Source organism: Curvibacter gracilis ATCC BAA-807, assembly GCF_000518645.1.
Taxonomy (GTDB): domain Bacteria; phylum Pseudomonadota; class Gammaproteobacteria; order Burkholderiales; family Burkholderiaceae_C; genus Curvibacter; species Curvibacter gracilis.
In genome coordinates this window covers 1-15,675 of record NZ_JADZ01000039.1, presented here as the reverse complement: position 1 = coordinate 15,675, position 15,675 = coordinate 1, and the positions used below count along the sequence as shown (strand labels likewise).

General features: G+C 64.6%; 16 protein-coding genes and 3 tRNA genes. 13 read left to right on the top strand and 6 right to left on the bottom strand.

Features of this window, described 5'->3' with window-relative positions; genetic code table 11:
* Positions 1 to 16 precede the first annotated feature (16 nt).
* The gene (apaG, locus tag L880_RS0122990) at positions 17 to 412 is read right to left on the bottom strand and encodes a Co2+/Mg2+ efflux protein ApaG (RefSeq protein WP_027477666.1); all 396 of its coding nucleotides are present in this window, start codon (positions 410 to 412) and stop codon (positions 17 to 19) included.
* Positions 413 to 558: 146 nt separating this feature from the next.
* Here apaG and rpe point away from each other — a divergent pair, with 146 nt between their 5' ends.
* A complete protein-coding gene (gene rpe, locus L880_RS0122985) occupies positions 559 to 1,254 on the top strand; it encodes a ribulose-phosphate 3-epimerase (protein WP_027477665.1) in 696 nt (231 codons plus the stop codon).
* Positions 1,255 to 1,306: 52 nt separating this feature from the next.
* Here the strand turns inward: rpe and L880_RS33240 are convergent, their stop codons facing one another.
* The gene (locus L880_RS33240; protein ID WP_157463035.1) at positions 1,307 to 2,128 is read right to left on the bottom strand and encodes a tetratricopeptide repeat protein; all 822 of its coding nucleotides are present in this window, start codon (positions 2,126 to 2,128) and stop codon (positions 1,307 to 1,309) included.
* A complete protein-coding gene (locus L880_RS0122975) occupies positions 2,125 to 4,140 on the bottom strand; it encodes a bifunctional 2',3'-cyclic-nucleotide 2'-phosphodiesterase/3'-nucleotidase (RefSeq protein ID WP_043330336.1) in 2,016 nt (671 codons plus the stop codon). The genes L880_RS33240 and L880_RS0122975 overlap by 4 nt, the downstream gene beginning before the upstream one ends.
* Before the next feature lie 124 nt (positions 4,141 to 4,264).
* Between L880_RS0122975 and gph the strand changes: the two genes are divergently transcribed.
* Complete coding sequence (gene gph / locus L880_RS0122970) at positions 4,265 to 5,044, top strand: phosphoglycolate phosphatase (RefSeq protein ID WP_245615319.1); 780 nt, start codon at positions 4,265 to 4,267, stop codon at positions 5,042 to 5,044.
* 27 nt (positions 5,045 to 5,071) lie between these two features.
* Here gph and L880_RS0122965 read toward each other — a convergent pair whose 3' ends face one another.
* Positions 5,072 to 6,859, bottom strand: coding sequence for a methyl-accepting chemotaxis protein (locus L880_RS0122965; RefSeq protein ID WP_027477662.1), 1,788 nt, complete (start codon positions 6,857 to 6,859; stop codon positions 5,072 to 5,074).
* A 59-nt stretch (positions 6,860 to 6,918) separates the two neighbouring features.
* The gene (locus L880_RS0122960; RefSeq protein WP_027477661.1) at positions 6,919 to 7,506 is read right to left on the bottom strand and encodes a chalcone isomerase family protein; all 588 of its coding nucleotides are present in this window, start codon (positions 7,504 to 7,506) and stop codon (positions 6,919 to 6,921) included.
* 373 nt (positions 7,507 to 7,879) lie between these two features.
* Here L880_RS0122960 and trpE point away from each other — a divergent pair, with 373 nt between their 5' ends.
* From trpE to L880_RS0122925, 7 genes are all read left to right on the top strand, one after another.
* Positions 7,880 to 9,391 carry an anthranilate synthase component I gene (gene trpE / locus L880_RS0122955; protein WP_027477660.1) on the top strand — a complete coding sequence of 504 codons (1,512 nt, stop codon included), beginning with the start codon at positions 7,880 to 7,882 and terminating at the stop codon, positions 9,389 to 9,391.
* A gap of 5 nt (positions 9,392 to 9,396) precedes the next feature.
* Entirely contained in the window at positions 9,397 to 9,978 is a 582-nt protein-coding gene (locus L880_RS0122950; RefSeq protein ID WP_031256759.1) for an anthranilate synthase component II, read from the top strand.
* 92 nt (positions 9,979 to 10,070) lie between these two features.
* The gene (locus tag L880_RS0122945; protein ID WP_027477658.1) at positions 10,071 to 10,730 is read left to right on the top strand and encodes a LysE family translocator; all 660 of its coding nucleotides are present in this window, start codon (positions 10,071 to 10,073) and stop codon (positions 10,728 to 10,730) included.
* Positions 10,731 to 10,763: 33 nt separating this feature from the next.
* A complete protein-coding gene (gene trpD / locus L880_RS0122940) occupies positions 10,764 to 11,813 on the top strand; it encodes an anthranilate phosphoribosyltransferase (protein ID WP_027477657.1) in 1,050 nt (349 codons plus the stop codon).
* A 10-nt stretch (positions 11,814 to 11,823) separates the two neighbouring features.
* Entirely contained in the window at positions 11,824 to 11,961 is a 138-nt protein-coding gene (locus L880_RS35855; protein ID WP_157463034.1) for a hypothetical protein, read from the top strand.
* Positions 11,954 to 12,742, top strand: coding sequence for an indole-3-glycerol phosphate synthase TrpC (gene trpC / locus L880_RS0122930; protein WP_027477656.1), 789 nt, complete (start codon positions 11,954 to 11,956; stop codon positions 12,740 to 12,742). The genes L880_RS35855 and trpC overlap by 8 nt, the downstream gene beginning before the upstream one ends.
* A 19-nt stretch (positions 12,743 to 12,761) precedes the next feature.
* Entirely contained in the window at positions 12,762 to 13,496 is a 735-nt protein-coding gene (locus L880_RS0122925; RefSeq protein WP_043330335.1) for a uracil-DNA glycosylase, read from the top strand.
* An 18-nt stretch (positions 13,497 to 13,514) separates the two neighbouring features.
* Here the strand turns inward: L880_RS0122925 and L880_RS0122920 are convergent, their stop codons facing one another.
* On the bottom strand, positions 13,515 to 14,564 hold the full coding sequence (locus L880_RS0122920; RefSeq protein WP_027477654.1) for a patatin-like phospholipase family protein: 1,050 nt from the start codon (positions 14,562 to 14,564) through the stop codon (positions 13,515 to 13,517).
* Between the two features lie 188 nt (positions 14,565 to 14,752).
* On the opposite strand from L880_RS0122920, the gene L880_RS0122915 reads away from it, so the two are divergent.
* From L880_RS0122915 to L880_RS0122900, 4 genes are all read left to right on the top strand, one after another.
* Positions 14,753 to 14,838: transfer RNA gene (locus L880_RS0122915), tRNA-Tyr, on the top strand.
* 68 nt (positions 14,839 to 14,906) lie between these two features.
* Positions 14,907 to 14,980: transfer RNA gene (locus L880_RS0122910), tRNA-Gly, on the top strand.
* A gap of 50 nt (positions 14,981 to 15,030) precedes the next feature.
* Positions 15,031 to 15,105, top strand: a tRNA-Thr gene (locus L880_RS0122905).
* A 79-nt stretch (positions 15,106 to 15,184) separates the two neighbouring features.
* Positions 15,185 to 15,675 (top strand): GTP-binding protein (locus L880_RS0122900; protein WP_027477406.1); only part of this gene is annotated, 491 nt, incomplete at its 3' end.

The window sequence follows — 15,675 nt, the reverse complement described above, 5'->3', positions numbered from 1 at the left end:
GTGGCACCGAGTCAGCTCAGTGCAGCACGCGGGTCGGCGCATGGGCGCTGGAGGTGGCCTCCAGCAGAAACAGCGGGATCGGCACGTCAAAGCGCTCGCCGTCCTCCGCCACGAAAAAATAGCTGCCATTCATGGTCCCGCTGGGGGTGCGCAGGCGGCAGCCACTGGTGTATTGAAAGGCCTCGCCCGGTTTGAGCAGCGGTTGCTTGCCCACCACCCCCAGGCCTTTGACCTCTTCGCGGTGGCCGGTGGCATCGTGGATCTGCCAGTGGCGCGAGATCAATTGGGCCGGCACGTCGCCGGTGTTGGTGACCGTCACGGTGTAGGCAAAGGCATGCACGGACTGCTCCGCATTGGACTGGTCCGGCAGGTGTTGAGGCTCTACGTGAACGTGAATTCGATAACTGGGCATGGTGGATGGACAAACAGTAAGAAGGCCGAGGGGCTTTGAAGTTCCCGCATTCTGTCATTCGTGACGCGCTTGTGCAGGGTTTGGCATTTCTGACGGGTATTGGCCCCGTTGGCTCCAGGGACGGCGCTGCTGCGACAATTGGCACCATGAAGACCTCCGCTCCCACCCCCTACCGCATTGCCCCCTCGATCCTTTCGGCCGACTTCGCACGGCTGGGGGATGAGGTCCGTCAGGTGATCGCCGACGGCGCCGACTGGATCCACTTTGACGTGATGGACAACCATTACGTGCCCAACCTGACCTTCGGCCCCATGATCTGCCAGGCCCTCAAGCCCCATGCCCGCACGCCCGATGGCGAGGCCGTGCCCATCGATGTGCACCTGATGGTGCAACCGGTGGATGCCCTGGCCGCTGCCTTTGCCGAGGCCGGTGCCGACTACATCAGCTTCCACCCCGACGCTTCGGGCCATGTGCACCGCAGCATCCAGGCCATCAAGGCGCAAGGCGTGAAGGCCGGCCTGGTGTTCAACCCGGCGCAAACGCTGGATGTGCTGGACTGGGTGATTGAAGACCTGGACCTGATCCTCATCATGAGCGTCAACCCCGGCTTTGGCGGCCAGAGCTTCATTGACTCGGCACTGCGCAAGATCGAGGCCGTGCGCCGCCGCATCGACGCCAGCGGCAAGGACATCCGCCTGGAAGTGGATGGCGGCATCAAGGTCGACAACATCGCCCGTGTCGCCGCCGCCGGGGCCGATACCTTTGTGGCGGGCAGTGCCATCTTCGGCAAGCCTGACTACCGCGCCGTCATCGACGCGATGCGCGTTCAGCTGGCCGGCTGAGCGATCGGGGCCGTCCGGGCGCGGCCTTTGTCATCCTGGCGCGCGGCGCCGCTCACGGTGCTTCGGGTCGGTGCTTCAGCGCATGCTGGGCTTCGCGCCAACGCTCTGCCTCTGAGTCGGCCTGGCGGTGCAGGCCCAGTTCCGCATGGGTCTGGGCCAGCAGCAGTTGCAGGTTGGCTTCCGGGTGGTCCTGCTCAGCGGCGCGCTCGAACCAGGCCCGGGCTTCCATAGGATCGGCTTTCACGCCCTGGCCATGGAGCAGCATCTGTCCCAGCAGGAACTGGGAGTCGGCCCAGCCTGCCTCGGCGGCCCGCCGCATCCAGCGGGCTGCCGCCTCGGGGTGAGCCGGGGTCTGGGGGCTGCCGTTCTTCAGGATCAGCGCGATGTAGTGGGCCGCCGCCTCCTGGCCCTGATCGGCCGCCTGCTTCAGCCAGGGCAGGGCCCGGTCGGCATCGGCCGGCAGGCCGGGCGCCCCCTTGAACCACAGCTTGCCCAGTTGCAAGGCGGCCGTGGTGTCGCCAGTCTGGGCGGCGCGCTGCAGCCAGTCGCGGCCTTCGGCGACCGAGCGGGCATCCCCGCGTTGCACCAGCACCCGCCCCAGCAGCGGCATGGCCGGTGTCAGCCCATTGCGCGCCAGATTGCGCAGCACGGTGGTGGCGTGTTCGTCGCGGGCCTGTGCCTGGGCACCCCAATGGATCAACTCGGCCTCTGACGGGGCCGTGTCGACCTGGCCGAGCAGGCCCCAGACCCCCCAGGCCGCCAGTAGCAGGGGCAGTCCGGCCACGGCCCAGACCCGCAGCGGGGTTGACTGGGCCGATGAGGGCGCTGGGGAGGGCGCTGATGAGGCCGCAGACAGCGTCAATGCGGCGTTCATTTGCTCAGGTCGATCGCGTAGTCGGCCAGGTTCTTGCCGCTGCCGTCATCGCTGTTGATCGCGCTGATGCCGGTCAGACCGGCGGCTGTGGCCAGGGCCAGTTTGCCGGGGGCCGATTTGAAGGTGACCCGACCGGCCGTGCTGACCGGTGTGAAGCGCCAGCTGCGGTCGCTGCCATTGCTGGCCCGGGTGATGGTCTTGGTGGTCTTGATGTAGTTGATCAGCACATCGCGGTTGGCGTCCGGCGAGGCGTAGATCGTCTTGCTGCCGTCCAGGCCCGGGAAATTGCCGCCACCGCTGGCGCGGTAGTTGTTGGTGGCCACGATGAAGTAGGCCGCCGGGTCGATGGCCTTGCCTTTGTAGCTCAGGTTCTTGATGCGGCTGCCCTGGGCCTGGGTCACGTCGATCTCGTAGCGGATGTCGGGCGAGGTGAACATGTCGAAGTTGTAGCCGGGGTAGCTGCTCACCAGGGCCTGATCGGTGCTCAGGGTGGGATTGATGCGGTTGAAGCGGGTGGCGGCGGTTTCGAGCCAGGCTTTGATGTCGCTGCCCTGCACCCGCACGGCGTACACAGTGTTGGGGTACAGGTACAGGTCGGCCGCGTTGTTGATGGCCACGTTGCCGCTGGCCACGTCGGTGAAGTCGCTGCCGCCGGCAAAGCCGCTCTTGAAGGGGGCGCTGACCGAGAGCACCGGCAGCGAGGCGTACTGCGGCAGGTTGGCCGCCACATAGGCCGCCACATACGAGGCCTGGGCCTGGTTCACCACCTCGATGGCGCCGGGGTCGCCCACGTCGGCGAAATAGGACGCCATGTTGAAGTCGGTGCTGCCGATGGGCGTCTTGACGTACTGGATGGTGGCGGCATGCTCGCTGGCGATGGCGCTGGCCACGGCAGGGTCGACGGCCACGTAGCTCTTGTCGGCGTTCTGGGTGCTGCGGGCTTCGACGGTGGTGCCGGTGGTGTCCACGGTCCACTTGCTGCCGTTGTGCACCAGTTGCAGTTTGATCACCCCCAGGTGCTTGCCCCAGAAGTTGGCCATCACGGTGGGCACGCCGTTGACCGTGCCCTTGACCTTGTCCACGCCGGGCAGGTTGAACTGGGCCACGGTGCTGGTGGCACTCGGGAAGATCTGGTGCGAGTGGCCGATCAGCATGGCGTCGATGCCGGGCACCTTGGAAAGGTGCCAGTTGCCGTTTTCCATCGTGGGGTCATAACTGCTGTTGTCCAGCCCGCCGTGCGAGATGGCCACCACCAGATCGGCCCCCTTGCTGCGCATTTCGGGCACGTATTTCTGGGCGGTTTCGACCAGACCTTCGGTGTAGACCTTGCCGTCCAGCCAGCGCTTGTCCCAGGACAGGATGGTGGGCGGGGTGAACCCGATGATGCCGATGTTGACCGGGACCTGCACCGTGCTGCCGTCGGGGGCGGTGGCCGTCAGGGTCTTGGTGATGATCTGGTAGGGGTTGAACAGCGGGGCCTTGGTCTTGGCGCTGTACACATTGGCCAGCACCTGCGGGAAGTTCGGGCCGGCACAGCGTGTGCTGCCATTGCTCACGCCGTCGACCTGGAAGGCGCTGCCGGTGACCTGGTTCAGGTAGGGCAGGCCGTAGTTGAACTCGTGGTTGCCGATGCCGCCGCCGTCGTACTTGCTCTGGTTCATGACCTTGTAGATGGCCAGCGACTGGTTGCAGGCCACCGGGTTGATCAAGGCCTGGTAGTCGGACAAGGCGGTGCCCTGGATGGTGTCGCCGTTGTCCAGCAGCACCGTGTTGGCGAATTCGGCGCGGGCCTTGTTGATCAGGGTGGCCACGCGCTCATAGCCGAGCGAGGTGTCCTCGGCCAGCTTGAAGTAGTCGTAGCTCATCACGTTGGTGTGCAGGTCGGTGGTCTCCAGCAGGGCCAGGCTGGCCTTGGTGTTGGCTGCCACCACGGGGCCGCCGCTGGAGCCGCCGCAGGCGAGCAGGGCCAGGGTGCTTGCGCCCAGCAGGCCTGCGGTGCAGGCGTGGCGCATCGAATGAGCAACAGGTTTGTACATCTCGCATCCCTCCGGGTTTTGTATCCAGTGCGTAAAGAACTGGACTGTGGTGGGTCTGCGTGACATGGCTTTGACGGGCCGATGACACGGGCCGAATCAGATGACCGTTTCGGCCGGCCGTGTCGGGCCTGTCGCACAATGGCTGCTTTGCTTGCGCCTGAGTGGGCGCCTCGATGCCGTGTCTTCTTCTCTTCTTTCATCCACGCCGTTTGAAGCCGCCATCCTCGACCTGGATGGCACCTTGGTGAACACCCTGGGCGACTTTGCCGAGGCCCTCAACCGCATGCTGGCCGAGTTGCAGCTGCCCGCCATCGAGGCGCAGCGCATTGAGCACATGGTGGGCAAGGGCTCGGAGCACCTGCTGCGCACCGTGCTGGCCCATGTGCTTGGTGAGGGGCCGGCCGGCGCTGGCCAGGTCGAGTCGCTGTACCCGGCCGCCTGGAGCAGCTACCAACGGCATTACCTGGCCATCAACGGCTCGTATTCGAGCGTCTACCCGGGTGTGCTGGCGGGCCTGGACGAGTTGCGGGCGCGGGGCTGGCGCCTGGCCTGCCTGACCAACAAGCCCTTGTCCTTTGCCCGCCCCTTGTTGCAGGCCAAGGGGCTGGACGGTTATTTCAGCGAGGTGTTTGGCGGCGACTCCTTCGAGCGCAAGAAGCCGCACCCGCTGCCGCTGCAGAAGACCTGCGCCGCCCTGCGCAGCGAGCCGGGCCGCACCCTGATGGTGGGCGACTCGAGCAACGATGCCCAGGCGGCCCGTGCTGCAGCATGCCCTGTGGTACTGGTGACCTACGGCTACAACCACGGCGAGCCCATCCGGGCTGTTGACGCGGATGGGTTTGTGGATGCTCTGGACCAGTTGAGCGCCTTGTTGGGCTGAGGCCTTGCTCGCGCAGGCCGCCCTGGCTCAGAAGCTGGTCCAGTCCTCGTCGCCACCGGAGGCGGTCTTGGTGGCCGCTGCAGGTTCGCTGGCCGCAGCCTTGCTGCCGGTGGGGGTGTCGCTGTTGCGCGCGGTGGATGCTGACGGGCCGGCGGCGCCGGTGCGGCGATCCGAGTCGGGCTGTTTGCGGCGCTCCTGACCCAGGTAGGGGGTGCTGGGGGGCACCGCCGAGCGGGTTGCCCGGGGCGTGCTGACCTCGATGGCCCGTCCCTGGTGGGTGCTGAGCTTGAACACGGCCACGGCGTCCACCAGCAGGCTGGCCTGGTTGCGCAGGCTGGCGGCGGCGGCGGCCGATTGTTCGACCAGGGCCGCATTTTGCTGGGTGGCCTGGTCCATCTGTGTCACCGCCTCACCCACCTGGGCCACGCCCGAGCTTTGTTCGGAGCTGGCGGCGCTGATCTCGCCCACGATGTCGGTCACGCGGCGGATGGCCGAGACCACCTCGGTCATGGTGGCGCCCGCCCGGTCCACCAGGTGGCTTCCTTGCTCCACCCGCTCCACGCTGGCGCCGATCAGGCTCTTGATCTCCTTGGCGGCGTCGGCGCTGCGCTGGGCCAGGCTGCGCACCTCACTGGCCACCACGGCAAAACCGCGGCCTTGCTCGCCAGCACGCGCGGCCTCCACCGCTGCATTCAATGCCAGGATGTTGGTCTGGAAGGCAATGCCGTCGATCACGCCGATGATGTCGGAGATCTTGCGTGAGCTTTCGTTGATGCCTTTCATGGTGTCGACCACCTCGGCCACCACCTCACCGCCCTGGGTGGCCACGGTGGAGGCGTTCACTGCCAACTGGTTGGCGGCCCGGGCGTTGTCGGCGTTCTGGCGCACGGTGGAGCCCAACTCTTCCATCGAGGCTGCAGTCTGTTCCAGGGCCGAAGCCTGGTGTTCGGTGCGGGCCGACAGGTCATGGTTGCCTTGCGCGATCTCTGCGCTGGCCGTGGCCACCCCTTCGGCATTGCGGCGCACGTCGGCCACCAGGGCGGCCAGTCGGCCTTGCATGTCGGTCAGGGCCCGCAGCAGCTGGCCGGTTTCGTCCTGTGCCCCGGTCGGAATCTGATGCGCCAGATCACCGTGGGCAATGGCGGTCGCCGCATCCACCGCTTGCTGCACGGGGCGGGTGATGGAGCGGGTGGCGGTCCAGGCCATGAAGGCACCCAGCACCACGGCCAGTGCGGCGGCGGCCATCAGCAGGATGCGGCTGGTCTGGGCCAGTGCGGCATTGCGTTCCTGCCCTTGGGTCAGTTGGCTGGCCATGCGCTTGCGCAGACCATCCAGTTTGGCCAGGTAGCCGTCGGCCATCGGGTGCAGCTGCGAATCGATCATGCTGTTGATGTCTTCACCCATGGACTGCAGCTTGGCCAGTTCGACCCGCTTGTTGCGGTAGGCCTCCCGAACCTGGCGGATGTCAGCCAGCTGGGCCTTGCCCTCGTCGTCCTGCAGCAGTTCTTCCAGCCGCTTGATCTTGCCGGCCGTGCCGCTGGAGGTGGCTTCGATCTCCTTTTTGAGGCGCTCGATGTAGGTGCTGTCCACGGCACGCAGTTGGGCTTCGGTGCGGGCCCAGTTGATGCGGATGTCCGAGGCCCAGTCGTCCACCAGGGTCTGCTGCTCCATCTCGACCGTGGCGACGTGCTCGCCCGCTTGCTGCAAGGCCGTGATGCGTTGCACGCCAAAGCCCGCCACCAGCAAGGTGATCAGCAAGATGGTGGCAAAGGCGATGGCCAGGCGGGCGCCGATTTTGAGGTTGTTGTAGTTCATGGTCTGACAGCGGTAACGGGCAAAGAGACGAGCGAAGTGATGGGTTCAGACGGCGGGGATCAGGAAGGCTTGCCCAGGAGCGCATCCTTGAGTTTCCAGTCGGCCGGGTTGGGCCCCAGCCAGATGCGCAGCAAGGCATTGAAGAAGGCGGCCTCTTTGAACGGCGCCCCTTGGACCTTGCCGCGCACCGTGAGGGTGGCGCCGCTGTCGGGCAGCCAGTCGACCGTGAAGGTGTCGCCCGCGGCGAGCTTCTTCTGCTCGCCAAAGATCTCGCCCATGCGGATCAAGCCGGGGATCAGGTGCGACATCTCGCCCTTGGGGGCGTTGTCTTCCACGCCGCGGGTGAACAGCTTGCCCAGTTCGTTGGCATCGATCTCACGCAGCATGGTGATGCTGATGCGCTTGGCACCAGGGGCGGCCAGCACCTCTTCGGGGCTGCTGGCTTTGCGTTCCAGGTACAAGCCCATGGCATAGACCTTGAAGACGGCCTTGTAGCGGGCCCCAGCGCCATTCAGGCTCAGTTTGTGCCCTTGCAGTTCAATGGGGTCGTCGAAACTGACGCCCTGCACCGTGGTGGGGGCGGCCTGCAAAAGCAGCGGCCAGGCCAGGCAGGCGCTCAGGGCGATGGTGTGGAAGCGGAGGCTCATGGGTGTTGATGACGGAAGATCAGCCCGGATCGGTGGGCCTGATCGCTGAGTTTGCAGTCTCCCAGCGCCGGTCGGTTTGACGCAACAGGGTTTTCGATGGGAACGGGCGTCGCCTGAGCGACTGGCGCGCCGGAGTGGCTGGCAGGTTTGCTACACTCTGCCGACATGTTCATTCACCGCACGTTCATCACAGGTTGCAGCGACCGGGGAGCCTGGCCCTGGCGCAAGCCATTTCACGTGCACCACTGACCAAGCATGTCCGGGCAGCGCCGGCATGCGCCCGGGGGCTCCTTTTGGCGGAGCCTGTTGAGATGAATGAACGCGGCACCTTTCCTTTGAACTGCGGTGCCGCCAGAGCTGGAGGCTCATTGCCGTGATCACCGAACTTGAATTCAAAAGCCTTGCCTTGCAGGGCTTCAACCGCATCCCTTTGATTGCCGAGGCGTTTGCGGATCTGGAAACCCCCCTGTCCCTGTACCTGAAGCTGGCCCATGCCCGTGACGGAGGCCGCTACAGCTTTTTGCTGGAGTCGGTGGTGGGGGGCGAGCGTTTCGGCCGCTACAGCTTCATCGGCCTGCCTGCCCGCACCTTGCTGCGGGCCAGCGGCTTTGGCGATGAAGCCAAGACCGAGGTGGTGCGCGATGGCGTGGTCATCGAGACCGCCCAGGGCAACCCGCTGGATTTCATTGCCGAGTACCAGAAGCGCTTCAAGGTGGCGCTGCGCCCTGGCTTGCCGCGTTTCTGCGGTGGCCTGGCGGGGTATTTCGGCTACGACGCGGTGCGCTACGTCGAGAAGAAGCTCGAGAAGACCTGCCCGCCTGACACCCTGGGCACGCCCGACATCCTGCTGCTGCAATGCGAAGAGCTGGCCGTGATCGACAACCTGTCGGGCAAGCTGTACCTGATTGTCTATGCCGACCCGGCCACCCCCGAGGCCTTTGCCAATGCCAAGAAGCGCCTGCGGGATCTGAAGGATCAGCTCAAGTACTCCGTCAGTGCCCCGGTGGTGAAGGCCACCCAGGGTTACCCGGCTGAGCGCGACTTTGCCAAGGCCGACTACCTGGTGGCCGTGGAGAAGGCCAAGGAACTGATTGCCGCCGGCGATTTCATGCAGGTGCAGGTGGGGCAGCGCATCAAGAAGCGCTACACCGAAAGCCCGCTGTCGCTGTACCGTGCGCTGCGTTCGCTCAACCCCTCGCCCTACATGTACTACTACCACTTCGGAGATTTCCATGTGGTGGGCGCATCGCCTGAGATCCTGGTGCGCCAGGAGCGCGTCGAGATCGATGGCCGCGAAGAGCAGAAGATCACCATCCGCCCTTTGGCCGGCACACGCCCACGGGGCGCCACGCCCGAGAAAGACAAGGCGGCCGAGGTCGAACTCATCAACGACCCCAAGGAGCGCGCCGAGCACGTGATGCTGATCGACCTGGCACGCAACGACATCGGGCGCATCGCCAAGATCGGCTCGGTCAAGGTGACCGAGGCCTTCGTGGTGGAGCGCTACAGCCATGTGATGCACATCGTGAGCAATGTCGAAGGCACGCTGAACGATGGCATGGGTGCCATTGACGTGCTGAAGGCCACCTTCCCGGCGGGCACCCTCACGGGGGCGCCCAAGGTGCACGCCATGGAGTTGATCGACCAACTCGAGCCCACCAAGCGCGGGCTGTACGGCGGTGCCTGTGGCTACATCAGCTATGCCGGCGACATGGATGTGGCCATCGCCATCCGCACCGGCCTGATCAAGGACCAGACGCTGTATGTGCAGGCTGCGGCCGGCGTGGTGGCAGATTCGGTGCCCGAGATGGAATGGAGAGAAACAGAACACAAGGCCCGTGCACTGTTGCGCGCGGCTGAACTCGTTGAAGAAGGCCTGGAGTGAACGCCATGACGAACAAGATCAAGCTCCTCATGGTGGACAACTACGATTCGTTCACCTTCAACATCGTGCAGTATTTCGGCGAATTGGGTGCCGAGGTCGAGGTGTTCCGCAACGACGAGATCACGCTCGAGGGCATTGCGGCCCGGGCGCCGGACCGGCTGGTGATTTCGCCAGGCCCGTGTTCGCCTGCCGAGGCGGGTATCTCGGTGGCTGCGATCCAGCATTTCGCCGGCAAGCTGCCGATTCTTGGCGTGTGCCTGGGTCACCAGGCCATCGGGGCGGCCTTTGGCGGCCGGATCATCCGGGCTCAGGAGCTCATGCATGGCAAGACCAGTGTGATCACCACCACGCAAGAAGGCGTGTTTGCCGGGCTGCCCGAGAAGTTCACGGTGAACCGTTACCACTCGCTGGCCATCGAGCGCAGCAGCTGCCCGGCCGACCTCAAGGTCACCGCCTGGACGGATGACGGCGAGATCATGGGGGTGCGCCACCAGTCGCTGGACATCGAGGGCGTGCAGTTCCACCCCGAGTCCATCCTGACCGAGCATGGGCACGCCATGCTCAAGAACTTCCTGGTGCGGTCATGAGCGCCTTGGTGCGGTTGCGGCGCCGCAGCCGCTGCGCTCTGGCTGCCATGCCGGGGCGCGACCGCGTTCAACGCTGAAACGGGAGCAGTGCCATGCCGGATTCCCATCACCTGCTGCTGTTTGTGCTGGCCGGCTGGCTGCTGAACCTCACGCCGGGGCCCGATGTGCTGTACATCGTCTCCCATGCCCTGCGCTCCGGGGTGCGTGCCGGGGTGGTGGCCGGCCTGGGCATCACCGGGGGCTGCTTTGTGCACATTGCCGCGGCCTCGGTGGGGGTGGGGGCCTTGCTGGCCACCTCGGCCACGGCCTTCACCTTGCTCAAGTGGCTGGGGGCGGGCTATCTGCTGTGGATGGGCTTGCGCATGCTACTGGCCCGGGCGGTGGATTCGAGCCTGGTGCAGAAGGCCGATGCCGCTTCACCCGAGCGCGCCACCCAGAGCCTGAGACAGGTCTTCATGGGCGGTTTCTGGACCAATGTGCTCAACCCCAAGGTGGCGATTTTCTTTCTCGCCTTCGTGCCGCAGTTCATTGCGCCAGGCACCGACAACAAGGCGCTGGCGTTTGTGCTGCTGGGGGTGTTGTTCAACCTCAACGCCATTCCGGTCAACCTGGCCTGGGCGCTGGCCGCGGCCTGGATGGCCCGCCGCCTGGGCGCTGTGCAGCGTGGCTTGCAGTGGCTGGATCGCGTGGCCGGAGCGATGTTCATCGGCTTCGGCCTCAAGCTGGCTTTTTCGGATCGTCCCGCGCCTTGAGCGCGATACGCCATGACCTCTCAGGAGATTTCCATGCCCATCACCCCTCAGGAAGCGCTGCAGCGCACCATCGAGCACCGCGAGATTTTTCACGATGAGATGCTCGATCTCATGCGCGCCATCATGCGTGGCGAGTTGTCGCCGGTGATGACGGCGGCCCTCATCACCGGGTTGCGTGTGAAGAAAGAAACCATCGGCGAGATCACCGCGGCCGCGCAGGTCATGCGTGAGTTCTCGACCAAGGTGCATGTGGCCGACAAGACCCACCTCGTGGACATCGTCGGCACGGGGGGGGATGGTTCGCACACCTTCAACATCAGCACCTGCTCGATGTTTGTGGCCGCCGCCGCGGGGGCCAAGGTCAGCAAGCATGGTGGGCGCAGTGTGTCGAGCAAGTCGGGCAGTGCCGACGTGCTGGAGGCGCTGGGCGTCAACATCAACCTCACGCCAGAGGCGATTGCCCGCTGCGTTCAGCAAACCGGCATCGGCTTCATGTTTGCCCCCAATCACCACCCGGCCATGAAGAACGTGGCGGCGGTGCGCAAGGAGCTGGGCGTGCGCACCATCTTCAACATCCTCGGGCCACTGACCAACCCGGCCGAGGCGCCGAACATCCTCATGGGGGTGTTCCACCCTGATCTGGTGGGCATCCAGGTGCGTGCCTTGCAGCGCCTCGGTGCCGAGCATGCCGTGGTGGTCTACGGGCGCGATGGCATGGACGAGGTCAGCCTGGGCGCGGCCACCCTGGTGGGCGAACTCAAGGACGGCGAGGTGCGTGAGTACGAGATCCATCCCGAAGACTTCGGTCTGCCCATGGCCAGCAACCGGGCCCTGAAGGTGGACACGCCAGAACAATCCCGTGAGTTGCTGCTCGCGGTGCTGGACAACAACCCGGACCCGGCCGTGCGTGCGGCGCGCGATATCGTGTTGCTGAATGCGGGCGTGGCGCTCTATGCCGCCAACGTGGTGCCTTCGATGACCGAGGGCCTGCAACGCGCCCGTGCCGCGCTGGAGTCGGGCGCCGCGCGCACCAAGCTCAACGAGTTGGTGGCCACGGCCAAGGCCCTCACGCCTGCCCTCTGAGGCCCGAGCGATGCGCCTGTGGCAAGACCCCGGCACCTGGATCGCTCTGGGTGTTTCAGCGCTTTTTGTGGGCGTCGGCTGGGCTTTGCACCGCGTGTTCCTGAAAATTTTGAAAAACGGCTCTCAGAGCCCGCAAGAACATGAGTGATATTTTGAACAAGATCGTGGCCGTCAAACGTGAGGAGGTGGCGGCCGGCCTGAAGAAGGTGTCCTTGGCCGCCATGCGTGCCGATGCCGAGAGCCGGGTGTTGACGCGCGATTTCGTCGGCGCGATGCGAGCCAAGGTGGCTGCCGGTCAGGCTGCGGTGATTGCCGAGATCAAGAAGGCCAGCCCGTCCAAGGGCGTGCTGCGGGCGGATTTCATTCCGGCCGACATTGCGCAAAGCTACGCCGAGCATGGCGCAGCCTGCCTGTCGGTGCTGACAGACAAGCAGTTCTTCCAGGGCAGCGTGGATTACCTCAAGCAGGCCCGGGCTTCCTGCGCCTTGCCGGTGCTGCGCAAGGATTTCATGATCGACGCCTACCAGGTCTACGAGGCCCGGGCGATGGGGGCCGACTGCATCTTGTTGATTGCCGCCTGCCTGGACGATGCCCAGATGGCTGACCTGGAGGCCATCGCCCGCAGTCTGGACATGGCCGTGCTGGTCGAAGTGCACGACCGCCCCGAGCTGGAGCGTGCCTTGCGCCTCAAGACCCCGCTGGTGGGTATCAACAACCGCAATCTGCGCACCTTCGAGGTCAGCCTGGACACCACCTTGGGCATGCTGGCCGATGTGCCGGCAGATCGATTGCTGGTGACGGAGTCGGGCATCTTGGGGCCTGCGGACGTGCAGCGCATGCGTGAGGCCCAGGTCCATGCGTTCCTGGTGGGCGAGGCTTTCATGCGGGCCAAGGACCCCGGCGAGGCGCTGGCGCATCTGTTTGCCTGATGGGCACTGGGAGAACGGTATGTCGGAGTTGATCGACGCCGCCGAGCGGCCTGCACCCGACCAACTGGGGTCGGCCAACCCGGCCGATTGGCCTGTGGCAGACGGGTGGCAAGCGCTGGTGAATGAGTTCTTTGCTGCGCCTGCTGGCGTGCAATTGCTGAGCTTTCTGCAGCAACGTCTGCAAGAGGGTGCCACGGTGTTCCCGCCCCAGCCATTGAGGGCGCTGCTGCTCACACCGCCAGAGGCGGTGCGTGTCGTCATCCTGGGGCAGGATCCTTATCACGGGCGCGGCCAGGCGGAGGGCTTGGCCTTTTCGGTGGCCCCAGGCGTGCCCTTGCCGCCATCGCTGCGCAACATCTTCAAGGAACTGCAACGCGATCTGGGAACCCCGTTTCCGGCGTTTCCGACGCCGGGTGGCAGCCTGGTCCGTTGGGCGCAGCAAGGCGTGCTGTTGCTCAACACCTGCCTGACGGTGGAGGAGGGTCAGCCCGCCAGCCATGCCGGTCGAGGCTGGGAGCTGCTGACCGATGCCGTGATCCGGCATGTGGCGCAGGGGCCCCGCCCGGTGGTCTTCATGCTGTGGGGTGCCCACGCGCAGAGCAAGCGGCCCATGATCGATGCTTCACGCCACCTGGTGCTGTTGTCCAATCACCCGTCGCCGCTGTCGGCGTTGCGGCCGCCGGCACCTTTCATCGGTTGCGGGCATTTTTCTCAGGCCAGGGCCTGGCGCGACCAGCACGCCAGTGGCAGCTGACAGCCGTCTGCCCGCCACTCAAGGTTTGGGCAGGCGCAGCGTGGCACGCAGCCCCACATCGTCAAAGTGGCGTTTCAACCAATGTTTCGCGGCGTCCTGCCCCATCTGGAAGAGGCGTTCGATCATGTCGCCATCGGCGGCCACCTTGCTGGAGGCCGGAAGGTTTTCCAGGGCCTGGCCGCCATCGATGCGGTGCAGTCGGATGCGCCGGTAGTCTTCCCCTTCCTGCATGCGGCCTCGTTCGATCAATTGGTTGATGAATTCCACGTTCCGCATCTGGTCGAGCAGGCTGGCATTGAAGGTCAACTCATTCACCCGATCCAGGATGTCCTGCTGTGAGTGCGGCGTTTCGTGGCGTTGCAGGGGGTTGATCTGCACGACCAGGATGTCTTGCGCGTCACATTGCTTGATCAGCGGAACCAGCGGGGGGTTGCTCGAATAGCCGCCATCCCAGAATGGCTCGCCGTCGATTTCGACGGTCCGGAACACCATGGGCAGGCAGGTCGATGCCATGACGGCCTGCAAGTCGAGCTGTCGGCCAGAGAAGACCTTGGCCAGCCCTGTGCGCACATGGGTTGCAGATACAAATACACGGGGTGAGTGCAGCCGTGCCAGACCTTCGAAGTCGATGTGGGTCGCCAGCAACTTGCGCAGCGGGTTGATGTCCATCGGGTTCATCTGCGATGGCGACATCCACGGGGCCATCGCGCTTTGCAGCATGTGCCCACCCATGCTGGTGTTGAGCATCATGTGCATCACACTCTGGGTCAGGGCGCCGACGCTGCCCAGTGCCACCACGCCCTCCCAGACCCGCCGCAGCGTCTGCCGGGCCGAGGCGCGGATGGCTTGGCGCTCACCGTCGCCTGGCGGGTGGCCCAGATAGCCTTGGGCGAGCGCAATGGCATTGATGGCGCCGGCACTCGCCCCGCTGATGCCGTCGAAATCGAAGCGGCCATCTTCGAGCAGCGCATCCAACGCGCCCCAGGTGAAGGCGCCATGAGCCCCTCCGCCTTGAAGTGCAAGACTCAGGCGCTTGGGCGGCTCCGCAGGAGTGGGGAAGGTATACATGCGGTCATGCTGACACGATTTGTGCACTGCAGCATAAAAAGTTGGGCTCAATTGAAGAAATTTGTTCGGAATGCCCAAAAGGGCCCGAAAAAAAGGCCATAATCATGGTCTCGCAAGTTCATCAGGACATGCGGCTCGAACAGAAAGTAAGGCGGCCTAAAAAACTGTGTTATAGTTCGAGATTCGCTGGAGGGGTGCCCGAGTGGCTAAAGGGGGCAGACTGTAAATCTGTTGGCTTACGCCTACGCTGGTTCGAATCCAGCCTCCTCCACCAGCGAGTGAATTGATGTGAGTGGCGATCAAAAGCGCCGGTAGTGTCGGGAGAAATCCTGTCATTGTTTGGCGGGAGTAGTTCAATGGTAGAACCCTAGCCTTCCAAGCTAATGACGCGGGTTCGATTCCCGTCTCCCGCTCCAACATCAGTTTGCGAGAGTAGTTTTTTTGAAGTGCCTGGTGGCCTTCAGATGCCCATGTGGCTCAGTGGTAGAGCACTCCCTTGGTAAGGGAGAGGTCGCGGGTCCGATTCCCGCCATGGGCACCACGTTCTTCAGCGCCCCCTGTCAGGGGGCGCTTTGACCCTTGTTGTGTTGATTTAGGTATTTTTTTTCGGAGTCGAAAAAATGGCAAAAGGCAAGTTTGAACGTACCAAGCCGCACGTGAACGTCGGCACCATCGGTCACGTTGACCACGGCAAGACCACCCTGACGGCTGCGATCGCTACCGTTCTGGCAGCCAAGTTCGGCGGCGAAGCCAAGGCTTACGACCAGATCGACGCAGCGCCCGAAGAAAAGGCCCGCGGCATCACCATCAACACCGCTCACGTTGAGTACGAAACCGCCAACCGTCACTATGCTCACGTGGACTGCCCCGGTCACGCTGACTATGTGAAGAACATGATCACCGGCGCTGCCCAGATGGACGGCGCTATCTTGGTGTGCTCGGCTGCTGACGGCCCGATGCCCCAAACCCGTGAACACATCCTGCTGTCCCGTCAGGTGGGCGTGCCTTACATCATCGTCTTCCTGAACAAGGCTGACCTGGTGGACGACGCCGAGCTGCTGGAACTGGTTGAAATGGAAGTGCGCGAGCTGCTGTCCAAGTACGAATTCCC

Excerpts from the sequence above, each read along its gene's own strand:
- L880_RS0122925 (WP_043330335.1), top strand. The coding sequence starts at position 12,762 with ATGTCGGAGTTGATCGACGCCGCCGAGCGGCCTGCACCCGACCAACTG.
- L880_RS0122920 (WP_027477654.1), bottom strand. The coding sequence starts at position 14,564 with ATGTATACCTTCCCCACTCCTGCGGAGCCGCCCAAGCGCCTGAGTCTT.
- apaG (WP_027477666.1), bottom strand. The coding sequence starts at position 412 with ATGCCCAGTTATCGAATTCACGTTCACGTAGAGCCTCAACACCTGCCG.
- gph (WP_245615319.1), top strand. The coding sequence starts at position 4,265 with ATGACCGTTTCGGCCGGCCGTGTCGGGCCTGTCGCACAATGGCTGCTT.
- L880_RS0122965 (WP_027477662.1), bottom strand. The coding sequence starts at position 6,859 with ATGAACTACAACAACCTCAAAATCGGCGCCCGCCTGGCCATCGCCTTT.
- trpD (WP_027477657.1), top strand. The coding sequence starts at position 10,764 with ATGCCCATCACCCCTCAGGAAGCGCTGCAGCGCACCATCGAGCACCGC.
- L880_RS35855 (WP_157463034.1), top strand. The coding sequence starts at position 11,824 with ATGCGCCTGTGGCAAGACCCCGGCACCTGGATCGCTCTGGGTGTTTCA.
- trpC (WP_027477656.1), top strand. The coding sequence starts at position 11,954 with ATGAGTGATATTTTGAACAAGATCGTGGCCGTCAAACGTGAGGAGGTG.
- L880_RS0122960 (WP_027477661.1), bottom strand. The coding sequence starts at position 7,506 with ATGAGCCTCCGCTTCCACACCATCGCCCTGAGCGCCTGCCTGGCCTGG.
- L880_RS0122975 (WP_043330336.1), bottom strand. The coding sequence starts at position 4,140 with ATGCGCCACGCCTGCACCGCAGGCCTGCTGGGCGCAAGCACCCTGGCC.
- L880_RS0122945 (WP_027477658.1), top strand. The coding sequence starts at position 10,071 with ATGCCGGATTCCCATCACCTGCTGCTGTTTGTGCTGGCCGGCTGGCTG.
- L880_RS0122950 (WP_031256759.1), top strand. The coding sequence starts at position 9,397 with ATGACGAACAAGATCAAGCTCCTCATGGTGGACAACTACGATTCGTTC.
- L880_RS33240 (WP_157463035.1), bottom strand. The coding sequence starts at position 2,128 with ATGAACGCCGCATTGACGCTGTCTGCGGCCTCATCAGCGCCCTCCCCA.
- rpe (WP_027477665.1), top strand. The coding sequence starts at position 559 with ATGAAGACCTCCGCTCCCACCCCCTACCGCATTGCCCCCTCGATCCTT.